Origin of the sequence: Sphingobium sp. B11D3D (assembly GCF_025961755.1) — a bacterium.
In the GTDB taxonomy this organism is placed as follows: domain Bacteria; phylum Pseudomonadota; class Alphaproteobacteria; order Sphingomonadales; family Sphingomonadaceae; genus Sphingobium.
In genome coordinates, this window is sequence record NZ_JAOQOG010000001.1 from 2,467,109 (window position 1) to 2,479,672 (window position 12,564).

The window sequence follows — 12,564 nt, forward strand, 5'->3', positions numbered from 1 at the left end:
ACGATGATCGTCTCCCCGCGCGCCGACGCACAAACCCCGTCTGACAGCGATGCCCCGCTGGCGATCTCGACAAAAGCCGTCGGCGGCTGGCGGGCATGGGGAACACTTATCGTCCTCACGCTGATCTCCGCCGTGAGCATGCTCGACCGTCAAATCATCACCATCCTCGCGGTGGACATCAAGCGGGATCTGCAAATCGGCAATGCGGAAATCGGCCTGATCTACGGCACCGTCTTCTCGGTGTTCTATTCGCTGTTCGCGATCCCTATGGGACGGCTTGCCGATGGATGGGTGCGAACCCGCCAGATCGCAAGCTGCCTCGTCGTCTGGTCATTCGCAACGATCGGGTGCGGCTTGTCGGCTGGCGTCGCGCAACTCGCAACCTGGCGCTCGGTGGTGGCCGTTGGCGAAGCAGGGGCCGGCCCCGCCTCCAATTCCATGGTCGCCGATCTGTTCCCCAAGTCATTGCGCGGGACGGCCTTTGCGATCCTGATGTCTGCAGCAACCCTCGGGCTTGGCCTTTCGACCATTTTCGGCGGTCTCGTCATCGGCTGGTGGAATAGCCAGTTCCCAAGCGGAATCGGCTGGTTCGGCCTTTCTGGCTGGCGTGCGACATTCATCGCGGCGGCCATTCCCGGCCTGATCCTTGCTATCTTTGTGCTCTTCCTGCGCGAGCCTCGCCGTGGCGCTGCTGATGGCATCGTCACGCCACCGGCCAAAAAGCCGGTTCGCGCTGCTGCCTTCGAAATCCTGCCGCTGCTGCCGGTCCTGAATGTCTGGGCTGCAGCAAGAAGCGGCGCCGATCAGGCGCGGATCGTACAGCTGATTTTACTCCAGCTCGGCATGGTCCTGTTCGCGGTCTTGTGCGTGAGCGCTCTTGGCCTGATCGCACCGGTCGATGCCAGCGATGTCTATGGTCATCTGCTGGGCGTGCCCGTGACATCCCATCTCGTGCAGTCAGTGATGCTGGCCTTTGGGCTTCATGCCGCTTGCAGCTGGATGCTTGCCCAACGACGCAATGATCCCGCTGCTTTCGCGACAATGTGGTCGAAGCCTATTTTCCCCAGCCTTGTCATCATCGTGACGGCGCAAGTCTGCATGGCCTATGGCTTCAATGCATTCGCTGCGCCCTATGCCATGCAGACCTATGGCGCGACCCCGGCGGAGGTCGGCAAGCAGATCGGTCTTGTCACGCTGGCCTGTGGCTTTGCAGGAACGATCCTCGGCGGCATGCTGGGCGACTGGATGAGCCGCCGCACGGTGCTCGGTCGCCAGTTGGTCATGCTCGTCTCCATCCTGGGCGCACCTCCCTTCGCCCTCATGGCCCTGAACCAGACCAACATTGCGGATTATGTGATCTATTACGGGATCTTCCTGTTTCTCACCGGGGCCTGGTATCCCTGCTGCATGGCCAGCATTGCAGATACGATGCCGCCTCATCTGCGTGGTCTTGCGACCGCCGTCACTTATCTGTCCTTCACGATCCTTGGCCTTGGCATCGGGCCTTATGCGGTGGGCCTCACGAGCGACGCCACCAATGATCTTGGCTTCGCAATGGCAGCGATCTTCCTCGTCACGCCCTTGTCCATCGCTGCCCTCGCCGTGGTGATGAAGGCCACGAAAGCGAGCGCAAACGCGCGTTGATCGCTCTGCTGAGAGACTTTCCAACTCTGGAGGATGGTGTGCATATCTCGGAAGATGTTTGGCTTACCTTGTCGGTCGATCTCACGACGCGTCATTCCCTTGGCAGCGCTCAAGGTTTTGAACGTCGCTGCGTAGAGGTTATCGGCGGAACGGCGACCGGCAAATTTGAGGCCGAGATGCTACCAAGCGCTGACTGGCAGACGGTCTGGCCGGACGGCACGACCGAACTGGACGTGCATTTCATGTTGCGCACGACCAGCGAATCGCTCGTTGAGGTTCGGGGGTTCGGCCTGCGTTCGGGGGCCGTTGACGTCATGCAGGCTGCGAATTCGGGCAAGGCCGTCGATCCTGAACAGATTTATTTCAGGGCCGTCTATCGTTTCATCACCTCCGATCCGGCGCTTGCCGACTTCAACCATCGCCTGTTCATCGGCGTCCCAAGGCGTGATCCACCCGCCCGATTGTACATGGACATTTTCAGCATTGAGTAACGCAAAAACGACAAAGCAAAACGAGGACCAAGTGCAAAATATTGTCGCCGTCACCTGCAATAAATTTGCGCCGCTCGCCGAGTGGACGCGGCTCTTCGAGGCGGCTGGCGCCAATGTGCGCGTAGTCGATATTGATGATGCGTCCATCGAGGTGGAAGATGTCGCCTATGCACTGTGCTTTCGGCCGCAACCGGGCCGGTTGGCGCAGTTTCCCAATCTGCAGCTCATCATAAGCCTCGGCGCCGGCGTGGATCATCTCACGGCCGATCCCAGCCTGCCGGACACTGTTCCGATTGCACGGATGTCAACGGATCAGACCCGTGACCAGATGGCTGATTACGTCGCATGGGCATGCCTCTCCTTACTGCGCGACGTGCCCCGGATGATGCAGGCGCAAGCTGAGCATCAATGGGACCATTTTTCCATCGGTCGCACCGCACATGATTGCCGGGTCGGCATTCTGGGCCTTGGCGCCATGGGCATGAGTGCCGCCACTTGCCTCGAAAAGATCGGCTTTCAAGTGAAGGGTTGGGCAAGCCGAGCCCGACCCGAAAGCGCGATTGCCTGCCTGTGGGGAGAGGAAGGTCTGCAGCAATTAGCGGCGCAAAGCGATATTCTCGTCTGCATGCTGCCATCCAGTCCCGCGCTGAGCGGCATCGTCGACCAATCCCTTTTCGCGCTCATGCCGCGCGGAGCGGGAATCGTGAACGTCGCGCGCGGCGAGCATGTGGTCATTCCGGATCTTCTGGCAGCTTTGGAAACAGGGCAACTTGGCGGCGCGGTTCTGGATGTTACGCCGCAGGAACCCTTGCCTGCAGGCGATCCACTTTGGGATCATCCGCGCGTCATCGTCACGCCGCATCTTGCCTCTGTTGTATCCATGTCGGCAGCGGTCGGGCACGCCCACACTCTGATCGGCGCCGTGGAGCGCCGGGAAACCCCAACCCACCTGTTCGACCGCGTCAAAGGCTATTGAGCCAGCCCTATTCAGCGCTGCTCGTGATTGCACCTTGAAAGGCTTTGGCGGCAGCGCTCACAGCGCGATCCTTGTTGCTCAGCATGAAGAAGGCGCGCGGCGGCAACTGGCAGGGGATTTCGCGCAACACGCCGGAATCGACACGGCCCCTGCCCGCGAGGCAAGATGTCACTGCGATCAGTCCGCCAGCGCGCGCCGCTTCCAGCACAGCGCCATTAGACGGTAGCTCCAGCAATATATCGAGGTCGGACGGGGCGACTCCATAAGTGCCGAGCGTCGCCATGAAATGATCTCTCGTGCCTGATCCGGGCTCGCGCAGCACCCAGCTTGCGCCCAGAATGTCGTCCCGGTCCAGATGCTTATTGATCAAAGGATGGCCTGCCGCCGCATAAAAGCCCAACTCGTCACCACCAATCGCAACCCGCTCCAGCTTGGCGTCGTGATGATCGCCCTCAATGAATGCGAGGTCGGCAGCGCCCGAGATGACCGCCGTCACGGCCTGGCTCGTGTTGCCAACATCCAGATCGATCGAAAGCTGGCGATGCGTCGCGGCAAAGGTCGCGATCCGGGGCGGAAGCCAATAAGTCGCGACGGTCTGGCTGGCGAAAATACGCAGTTCGCCGGTCAGCAGCCCGGCAAGGTCGGCGAGTGCCTGGCGTGCCACAGCGACATCCTGCAGAACCAGTTGAGCGCGCGGGAGCAAGACAAGCCCGGCCTGCGTCAGCTCCAGCCCCTTGTGCACGCGGTCGAACAGGGCGGTGCGATACCTTGCCTCAAGAGCGGCAATGGCAGCGCTGACCGCCGGTTGGGACAGGTTCAGCTGCTCGGCAGCCCGCGTCATGTTGCGGGTTTGGGCAACGGTCACGAACGCACGGAGCTGATCAAGTGTCATAGTATAAGCATTCTTTATCGCAATTAGAAGATCTATCGATTAGACCTTTTCTTACTCAAGTTTCACTGCAGGGCAATGATAGTTTCGCTTTCACCGCCTAGCCGACTGTCGGTTTGGGAAAGGCGCCTTCCGGGGCTCATTCTTTGTCTGATCGTGGCCTGCGCCGCTGTCGGCATCGAGCGCCTGGAGGTTGCACTGCTGGGCAAGGCATGGCTCGACGCAATTGTCATTGCCATCCTGGCCGGAACAACGATGCGCACCGGCGGTCTGGTTCAGACAATAAGCCATGCCGGTATAGATTTTGCAGGGCGTTTTCTTCTTGAAGTCGCTGTCATGCTGATGGGGACTTCGATTTCGTTCAGCCTCCTCGCAGGGGTTGGGCTGCCCCTTGTGGGAGGCATCGTCGCGCTCGTCATTCTCATGATTGTCTGCAGCTTTGCGATTGGCCGAATGCTTGGCCTGCCCACGAAAATGGCCGTGCTGGTGGCCGGGGGAAATGCGATTTGCGGCAATTCGGCAATCGCTGCCATCGCCCCTGCAATCGAGGCAGATTGTGAAGATGTCGCATCGGCGGTTGCCTTCACCGCCGTCCTTGGCGTCATTCTCGTGCTGCTGCTGCCAGTCATTACAGCCGCGCTTAGCCTGAGTAGCGTTGCAGGCGGAACGCTCGCCGGCTTGACCGTCTATGCCGTCCCACAAGTGATTGCCGCTGCGGCGCCGCTCGGCGCGGTCGCCGTGCAGTTCGGAACGGTCGTCAAGTTGATCCGGGTGATGATGCTTGGGCCTGTCGTTCTTGTGTTGTCGCTGCTTTATCGCCGTCGCATGGCCGACAACGCCCAGCAAAATGCTGGTCGCAACGTCGCATTGATTCCCTGGTTCATCATCGGGTTTCTCGGGATGGCCGCACTCCGGTCAATCGGCATCATTCCCGACTGGTTTGCCGAAATCAGTCATTCGATTTCCATAACCCTTACGATCATTGCGATGGCAGCGCTGGGCCTCTCGGTCGACGTGCGCGACATTAGGGCAGCCGGTGCGCGCGTCAGCCTCACCGTCATTCTCTCCTTGACCCTTCTCATCATCGGCGGGGTCGCTGTCATTCATGCCGTGGGACTGCATTGATGGTTCCGCTCGGTATCCGGAACGCATTCATCAATGCGGAAATCTGTTTGCTGGCCATGCGATGCGTCGCCGTCAGCCTGTTTAAGGAGACCTCTGATGGACCGGGCTGATTCTGTTCTGGCACTGCGCCTCGCGCGAAGGCGGCTTCTGGCGGTCGCGGCGTTAGGGAGTGCCGGGGCTGCGATGGCAACGACGGATCGAAGGATCAGCGCGCTGACGCCGTCGCCTGCGCCGCTGAGCAACGCGTTCCCCCAAAAGCGCGGCATGATCGTCCAGCGAAACCGGCCTCCTCTGCTGGAGACACCGCTATCCGCCTTTGACGGGCAGGTCTTCACCCCCAATGATCGCTTCTTCGTGCGGTGGCACTGGTCCAACATCCCGCTGGAGGTCGATGTCGAGAGCTTTCGCCTGACGGTGAGTGGCAAGGCCGGGCGTCCGCTCTCCTTGTCGCTCAAGGACATATTGGCGATGCCGCGCGTCTCTATGGCAGCGGTCAACCAATGCTCGGGCAATTCCCGCGCCCTGTTCAACCCGCGCGTTCCCGGCGCCCAGTGGGCGCATGGTGCGATGGGCAATGCGCTGTGGGAAGGCGTGAGCCTGCGCAGCGTTCTGGATCGCGCTGGCGTGCAGAGCGATGCGGTCGCTGTGCGTTTCGGCGGGCTGGATCTTCCGCTGACCGATGTCGATCCGTTCGAGAAGTCACTCGCCATCGATCATGCGCGGGACGGCGAGGTCATGCTCGCCTTCGCCATGAACGGTGAGCAATTGCCCATGCTCAACGGCTTCCCTTTGCGCCTCGTCGTGCCCGGCTGGTACTCCACCTATTGGGTCAAGGCACTTAACAGCATCGAGGTGCTGAGCGCTGAAGATCAGAAATATTGGATGGCCCAAGCCTATCGCATTCCCAAAACGCCAAATGCCAATGTCGCGCCGGACGCCAAGGGCTTTGCGACGGAGCCGATCAATCGGATGATCCCCCGCTCGTGGATCACCAGTATCGAGCCGGGCAGCGAGGCCGCCTATCAGCCCGATCTCCCTGTTCGCGGCATTGCGATGGGCGGCACGAGCGGCGTTCGCCGTGTCGAGATTTCATCGAACGGGCGGGACTGGACCGACGCGAAGCTGGGCTCCGACGAAGGTAGTTATGGCTTCCGCTTATTCTCGGGCACCCTTCCGGTTCCGGGCCGTGGCGCCCTCATGCTGATGAGCCGCTGCACCAATGCTGCAGGCGTCACTCAAGCGATGGAGCCGAATTGGAACGCAGGCGGTTATATGCGCGGCTGCGTCGAGCAAGTTCCGGTGAGGATTTCATGACGATGAAGACCTATCTTTTCATATCGGCCATCGGTCTGGCTCTGGCCACTGGCGGCGCGTTGTTCGTGGAAACAGGTGTCGCATCCACAACCCCGCCCGCAATTACAGGCCTGAAAAGCCAGTCCATCACCCTGCCCGAGGATGTCGTCATGTTCAGCGGGCCAAAGGCGGACACGCTCAACAATGCTTGCCTGGCCTGCCACTCGGCGAGCATGATCTCGTCGCAGCCGCCTCTCAACGCGGAGCAATGGCGCGCGATCGTCCACAAAATGCGCGACGTTTATAAGGCACCGATTACCGATGAGGATGTCGAGCCGATGGTCAATGAGCTGGTATCGGGCGTCACTACAGCAGCGGCGCCATGATCAAGCCGGTTCAAACCCTTTGACCAGCGCTTGTAAGCCAGTCTCGAAGCTCGCGTCGAAATCCATCATCGCCGCGAGATAGGCATGCATCGATCCATTCGCTTCAAAACTGGACCAGCCCAGTGCGAACGAAATGACTGAGGCCTGGAAGGACAATGCATGGGGCATATCCAGCCCCAGTGCCACGAGCGGCGCCGAGATGCCCCGGGCCCGCTCGTCTGGCGAGGCAACATCAGGCGCAGAAACCGTCGCGCACAGGCGGGCACCATCCCGATGCGCAACAAATGTCCGCCGCAACGCCCGGCCAAGTTCAATCAGCCAGTCGCGCCAGCCAAGCGATGCCGGAATGGCAGCATAAGCGCCCGCGTAAATCTCTTTCGCCATCATGCGCAGCAACGCGCTCTTGTCGGGCACGTGCCAGTAAAGCGCTGGTGCCTGCACGCCCAGCCTGCTCGCCAGCGGGCGCATGCTCAGCCCATCAAGGCCAGTTTCTTCCAGCTGCGCAAAGGCGGCGGCAACAATGCGCGCGCGATCAAGGGCAATAGTTTGAAGGCGCGCCATCGCGATATGGATTGACTATTTAACAGTGTTAAGTCAACCTGCCCGCCAGGAAAGTTGAGAGAATGGAAAGTCAATGAGCAACCTCACCACGCCTTATGTTCGTGACGCATGGTATGTCGCTGGCTGGTCGCAGGATCTCGCCCCATCCAAGCCATTTGCAATCACCATATTGGGCGAACCGATCGTCCTGTGGCGATGCGAAGCTGGCACCATTCACGCACTTGTCGATCGCTGCATTCATCGCCTCGCGCCCCTCTCTCTCGGCCGGTGCGAAGGGGAGCGGCTGCGCTGCATGTATCATGGCTTGCTGTTCGATCCGGATGGCAAAGTCGTTGAAATTCCGGGGCAGGATTTGATCCCTCGCGATGCGCGGGTCAAACGCTATCAGGTCGTCGAGCGGCATAGCTGGGTCTGGGTATGGATGGGCGAGGCAGAAGATGCTGATCCGGCCCTCATTCCCCCTGCCGTCGGTTTTGATGACCCCGACTATATCCTCGGCCACGGCCATCTGGATTATGCCGCCGAGGCACGGCTCATCAATGATAATCTCCTCGATTTCAGCCATTTAAGTTATGTCCATGCGCAAAGCTTCGGCTCCACCCCCGATTTCGCGAACAACCTTCCGGTCGTGAAGCCGCTCGATCGTGGCGTGCGGTTCGAGCGCTGGATCACGAACACGCACGGCTCAAGCATTCGCAAGTCACCGACGCTCATCGACAGCTGGCAGACCTATGATTTTCTCCTGCCCGGCATTCTGCTGATGTGGAGCGGCACTTATCCCCTGGGCACAGCCGAAAAGCTTGGGTACGCCGCGCCGGAAAAAACCGATGCGATCGGGAATTTGAACTTCACCAGCCAGGCCGTCACCCCGATGACCGACAAGACAGCGCGCTACTTCTTTTCCTGGGGGCCCCATCGCAGCCATGGCGATGAGAGCGTGCGCGACGGCATGATGCGCATGGCCGATATGGCCTTCGCCGAAGACAAGGTGATGATTGAAGCACAGCAACGCTCGATCGACCAGGCACCCGGTGCGCGGATTATGCCGACGAGCCATGATCGGGGGGTGACGCTCTTCAACCGGCTCGTTGCGCGGCTCGCTAGCAACAAGGAGCCTGCGCAAGAGCAAGAGGCAGCGAACGCGTAAAGCATGCTCTTGCGGACCTCGCCTGCTCTCAATAAGCCTTGCGCGGGGACGGCTACCCCTGCGCGGGAGCTGCATGAGCGAACAGACCGGTCGTCCACAACCTGCCTCTTCAGCCGCTGTCACTCAGATAATGGTCGCAGGCCCTTAAGAGCGCCCACACACATGGCGCTTGTCACACCATCTCCCGGTCCATCATGGCCTGCAGGATGCGGCGCCCCTGCACAGTCGTCGCATCACTTTTCAGCATGAGTTCGGGAGGCAGTTCGTCCAGGGTGCTGATGATCTTCTCGATCTGCTCGGTTGCAAACTTGTCCTCTTTCAGAACCGGTTCAAGACTGATTTTAGCGCGAGACAGGTCCTCAAGGGAACGACCGCTCATGGCGAAAAAATAGTTGCAGCTGTTCTTCGTCGCGGGCGTCACGGCGTGCCACACCCGGCTCGTGCGAATGATCTCGCCCGCCCGCTCATGATCATGCGGATACTGCATTTCACCAATGCCTGCGTGAAACCCGGGAAAGAAAAAGTCCATTCCCGAGACGCGATCGACCAGCCCCTGATGCCCCGTCAGGCTGCGATGCATGGGCGGGATCTCGGTATCGCGGATGTAGCGGCGACTGGACAGCCGGCGGTCACTCAAATCGCGCACCTCGGGTGTCGCAGCATCATCGGGCGTCCCGATCGAGCTGCTATGCAGATATCCAAGATGGGTCAGGTCCAGCAAATTGTCATTCAGCAGCTGATAGCGGCCATCGACCGGCATCGAATAGAAAGCCTGAGGTATCAAGCCCTCTATATTGAACCCAATTTCATCCAGCGTTGGCAGCAAAGCTTCATCGCATTTCTCTGCGTCACCCATCCATATCCACGCCCAGAGCCCCCGCTCCACAAGCGGGTAGGATCTGATGGAATAAACGCCCGGAATGGCGGTCTGGCTTGGCACGAACGTGCACTTGCCTGCCGCATCGAATGTAATGCCATGATAGCCACATTGGATTGCGTCGCCAATGCGCTTGCTTTCACCGAGCGGGAAGTGCCGATGCGGACATCGCCCTTCAACGGCAACAGCCCTGCCATCCTCCTTGCGATAGAGCACGACCGGCTGGTTGAGGATCCACCGGCTCAGCAATGCCTTTCCGATCTCCTCGCAGAACCCCGCGACATACCACCCATTTTTAGGCGCATAACTGCCAGCTCGAAATGGGTACATAATGCCTCTCCGGGGACTCAACTGAACAGCGTTAAAGTGTGTGAGTGCGTTTAATCCATGTCAAGGGAGACCCCCATCGCAGGCAATGCAAGCTAATCAAGTTAACGATGCAGAGGTCATTGGTACTTCCTGCGGCGAGCGTCGATATCTACGGTCCGTCGCCCCCAACGGCGACCAACGTTCAATTCCCCCCGACCGGATAGTACTGGCCAATGGATTCCGTTTTCGGGAAGGCGACAGGGGTTCAGGTTCGCACTGAACCTTTAGCATGAACGAAAAAAGAACAAACGCCCTCATCCGCCCAACTACATCACACCTCAAATGGTGGAAATAAGCCGAAAGTTCATGGGAGCACTGTCTTCGGGAGGCAGGGGCCGGAGGTTCGAATCCTCTCTCCCCGACCATTTAATTTCGCCGTCGGCCCGAGATGGATCGGGCGACGGACACAATCACATCGCGAAAATCAGCATGAAAAACGGCGTGACCCGCAAGCCACGCCGCTCTGACAGACAGGTCCGGTCCGTTTAAGCGGCGGCCTGACGCTTCTTGCGCTCGATCTCGATAAGACGGTCGGCCATCTGCTGCCAGGCGGCCTCTGCGCGCAGGCAACGCTCGCGGACATTGGCCAGATCGGCCTTGCTGGCGGCATCGGCACTTTCCGCCGCGCGGGCGAGATAGAAATCACTGGTCGCTGACATTGCACGCTCCTTGCCGGCTGTGCACCGGGGCCGCGGTGGCCCCAGCGTGAACTCTGATGGGAAGATTGGCGTTTTGCCGTCTCCCCTGCCCCGCCCGGAAATCCTTGCGAGAAATCCCGACTGGACGAGCCAGCCAGGGGCGAGCGTGCTGCTCAGGCTTCTTCGAGCTGCGTCGCCGAGGCCCGACCGCGCTGGTCGGTCGTGATCTCGAACTTCACGCGCTGATTCTTGTCGAGCGTGTGCATACCGGCCTGCTCGACCGCGCTGATATGGACGAAGCTGTCTTCACCGCCATCGTCGGGTGCGATAAAGCCATAGCCTTTGTCGGCGTTGAAGAATTTGACTGTGCCAATGGGCATGGGATCATTCCTTTTACATAAGAAACCCACCGAAACGCGCGTCCCGGTGGCGCTGGCCGAAGTATCAAAGGAAGAATCCGCTGCAATGGCATCAAAATCCGTCGAGGTGCGACGTTAGCGGATATTAGATGGTACCGATTGCCCAAAATGTCAATATTTTGGCATTTTTGTTTGATAACTTTAGCTGTCTTATCGTCATATTTCCCCTCAAACCGCGCTGGGTGCCAACTCGACTTTGCCAATCGAGCGCGGCCACCTCATGCCAGCCATGTTCACGCCAGCGAAGCGATGATAGGTCGGGGCGACCACTCATCATCGCGAGCGAACGGCACCAGCGCATGACGGATCTTTCCCGCACCGACCTGAAGCTTCTCCACGAACTGCAGCAGGACGGCCGCATCACCAATCTGGCCCTCGCGGAGCGCGTCGGCATGTCGCCCAGCCCGTGCCTGCGCCATGTGCGGCGGCTGGAGGAAGAGGGCATCATCACCGGCTATACGGCGATCGTCGATCGCAAGCGGGTGGGCCTTGGCATCCTTGCCTATGTAGAGGTGAAGGTGCCCCAGACGCCCAGCGGCGCTGCCAAGGGCTCCTCTGGCTCCTCGATTATCGAACAGTTCAAGCAGGCCGTGCTGAACGAGCCGGCGATCGTAAGTTGCGTCATTACGGCCGGGCAGTTCGATTTCCTGTTAAAAGTGCTGGCGCCGGATATGGATGCCTATGCCGAACTGGCCCAGCGCGTGTTGCTCAAGCTGCCGGGCGTCCGGGACATGCGCACCACCTTTGCACTGGATGTCGTCAAGGACAGCCCGGCGTTGCCGCTCAATGCGGCGTAATCGACCGCACCTGGTGCCAATGCGGGCTATATCCACCCGATAATCTGCTAATTTCGGTGTATAAAGATCATTCATGCCCGCATGAAGGTGATAGTCGTTCCTTATGAGCGCGACCGCGATTGACTATGGAGAGACCTGATGTGCGATGACCATCCTTGGCCCCAGGAAGGCCGCACCCGCATGATCGTGCCTGCCCCGGTGGGCAGGATCGGCACCGGCATGCCTGATCCGGAGCCGGACCTCATTCGCCAGATGGACGAGGATCACGTCTTCATGATGGGCGACAACCCCGCGCTGCCGCGCATGCCGAAACAGCCCAAGCTGATGGATTTCTTCAAATATCGCTTCAACGATATTGCCATCCGCCATCTGCTGACCAGCGCCAAGCGCGCGCTGGACGATGGGCAGGAAGAGAAGATCGTCCTTGCCTGCCTGCTGCACGACATCTCCAATGGCTGCTTCGTGCGCGCCGACCACGGCTATTGGGGCGCGCAGATGATTGCGCCTTATGTCTCCGAGGAGATCGCCTGGGCCGTGCAATATCACCAGCCGCTCCGCTATTTCGCGGATGAGTCGGTGGGATATGAATATCCGGAGAGCTATGATCGCTTCTTCGGGCCGGACTATGTTCCGCCCGAATATATCCAGCGCGATGCCGAATATGCCCGCAACCACAAATGGTACATGAGCTCGCGGCTGGTCACGATTTACGATTATTACTTCTTCGACCAGTCCCCACCGGTCGATCCCGAAGAGTTTACCGACATCATCGGGCGGCACTTCCGGGAGCCAGAAGAAGGCCTGGGCTTCGATCGCTCACCCACCGCGCACATGTGGCGCACGATGATCTGGCCGAACAACTTCCTTTGATCGGTGAGCATAGCGCCCACCGTTCATGCTGAGTAGGGTCTGAGGTGCGCCGCGATACGCTGCTTCGACAGGCTCAGCAGCT

14 protein-coding genes are annotated in these 12,564 nt (G+C 59.8%); 9 read left to right on the forward strand and 5 right to left on the reverse strand.

What is annotated here, in order from left to right; translation table 11 throughout:
• Positions 1-3: 3 nt before the first annotated feature.
• Genes M2334_RS11610 through M2334_RS11620 form a run of 3 tightly spaced genes read left to right on the forward strand, consistent with a single transcriptional unit; the run spans position 4 to position 3,111 of the window.
• The gene (locus M2334_RS11610) at positions 4-1,644 is read left to right on the forward strand and encodes an MFS transporter (protein WP_264605493.1); all 1,641 of its coding nucleotides are present in this window, start codon (positions 4-6) and stop codon (positions 1,642-1,644) included.
• A complete protein-coding gene (locus tag M2334_RS11615) occupies positions 1,641-2,135 on the forward strand; it encodes a DUF3237 domain-containing protein (protein ID WP_264605494.1) in 495 nt (164 codons plus the stop codon). Before M2334_RS11610 ends, M2334_RS11615 begins: the two co-directional genes overlap by 4 nt.
• Positions 2,128-3,111 carry a 2-hydroxyacid dehydrogenase gene (locus M2334_RS11620; protein ID WP_264605495.1) on the forward strand — a complete coding sequence of 328 codons (984 nt, stop codon included), beginning with the start codon at positions 2,128-2,130 and terminating at the stop codon, positions 3,109-3,111. The genes M2334_RS11615 and M2334_RS11620 overlap by 8 nt, the downstream gene beginning before the upstream one ends.
• A 7-nt stretch (positions 3,112-3,118) precedes the next feature.
• On the opposite strand, the gene M2334_RS11625 is transcribed toward M2334_RS11620, so the two are convergent.
• The gene (locus M2334_RS11625) at positions 3,119-4,003 is read right to left on the reverse strand and encodes a LysR family transcriptional regulator (protein ID WP_264605496.1); all 885 of its coding nucleotides are present in this window, start codon (positions 4,001-4,003) and stop codon (positions 3,119-3,121) included.
• A 75-nt stretch (positions 4,004-4,078) separates the two neighbouring features.
• On the opposite strand from M2334_RS11625, the gene M2334_RS11630 reads away from it, so the two are divergent.
• The 3 genes from M2334_RS11630 to M2334_RS11640 all read left to right on the forward strand — a co-directional run bounded on the left by M2334_RS11630 (position 4,079) and on the right by M2334_RS11640 (position 6,804).
• The gene (locus M2334_RS11630; protein ID WP_264605497.1) at positions 4,079-5,125 is read left to right on the forward strand and encodes a YeiH family protein; all 1,047 of its coding nucleotides are present in this window, start codon (positions 4,079-4,081) and stop codon (positions 5,123-5,125) included.
• Positions 5,126-5,221: 96 nt separating this feature from the next.
• Positions 5,222-6,439 (forward strand): molybdopterin-dependent oxidoreductase, encoded by a 1,218-nt coding sequence (locus M2334_RS11635; RefSeq protein WP_264605498.1) that lies wholly within the window; start codon positions 5,222-5,224, stop codon positions 6,437-6,439.
• A complete protein-coding gene (locus M2334_RS11640; RefSeq protein WP_264605499.1) occupies positions 6,436-6,804 on the forward strand; it encodes a cytochrome c in 369 nt (122 codons plus the stop codon). Before M2334_RS11635 ends, M2334_RS11640 begins: the two co-directional genes overlap by 4 nt.
• Here M2334_RS11640 and M2334_RS11645 read toward each other — a convergent pair whose 3' ends face one another.
• Positions 6,805-7,365, reverse strand: a complete 561-nt coding sequence (locus M2334_RS11645; RefSeq protein ID WP_264605500.1) for a TetR family transcriptional regulator — start codon at positions 7,363-7,365, stop codon at positions 6,805-6,807. It abuts the gene before it with no gap.
• 73 nt (positions 7,366-7,438) lie between these two features.
• Between M2334_RS11645 and M2334_RS11650 the strand changes: the two genes are divergently transcribed.
• The gene (locus M2334_RS11650; RefSeq protein ID WP_264605501.1) at positions 7,439-8,512 is read left to right on the forward strand and encodes an aromatic ring-hydroxylating dioxygenase subunit alpha; all 1,074 of its coding nucleotides are present in this window, start codon (positions 7,439-7,441) and stop codon (positions 8,510-8,512) included.
• Positions 8,513-8,684: 172 nt separating this feature from the next.
• On the opposite strand, the gene M2334_RS11655 is transcribed toward M2334_RS11650, so the two are convergent.
• The 3 genes from M2334_RS11655 to M2334_RS11665 form a co-directional block, all read right to left on the reverse strand.
• Positions 8,685-9,719: an aromatic ring-hydroxylating dioxygenase subunit alpha gene (locus tag M2334_RS11655; RefSeq protein ID WP_264605502.1), complete on the reverse strand. Its 1,035-nt coding sequence runs from the start codon at positions 9,717-9,719 to the stop codon at positions 8,685-8,687.
• A 524-nt stretch (positions 9,720-10,243) separates the two neighbouring features.
• Entirely contained in the window at positions 10,244-10,417 is a 174-nt protein-coding gene (locus M2334_RS11660) for a hypothetical protein (RefSeq protein WP_181559163.1), read from the reverse strand.
• Positions 10,418-10,569: 152 nt separating this feature from the next.
• Positions 10,570-10,776 (reverse strand): cold-shock protein, encoded by a 207-nt coding sequence (locus tag M2334_RS11665; RefSeq protein ID WP_181559162.1) that lies wholly within the window; start codon positions 10,774-10,776, stop codon positions 10,570-10,572.
• Positions 10,777-11,114: 338 nt separating this feature from the next.
• On the opposite strand from M2334_RS11665, the gene M2334_RS11670 reads away from it, so the two are divergent.
• On the forward strand, positions 11,115-11,612 hold the full coding sequence (locus M2334_RS11670; RefSeq protein ID WP_264594836.1) for an Lrp/AsnC family transcriptional regulator: 498 nt from the start codon (positions 11,115-11,117) through the stop codon (positions 11,610-11,612).
• A gap of 180 nt (positions 11,613-11,792) precedes the next feature.
• Positions 11,793-12,482 (forward strand): HD domain-containing protein, encoded by a 690-nt coding sequence (locus tag M2334_RS11675; RefSeq protein ID WP_264605503.1) that lies wholly within the window; start codon positions 11,793-11,795, stop codon positions 12,480-12,482.
• The last annotated feature ends 82 nt before the right edge of the window (positions 12,483-12,564 follow it).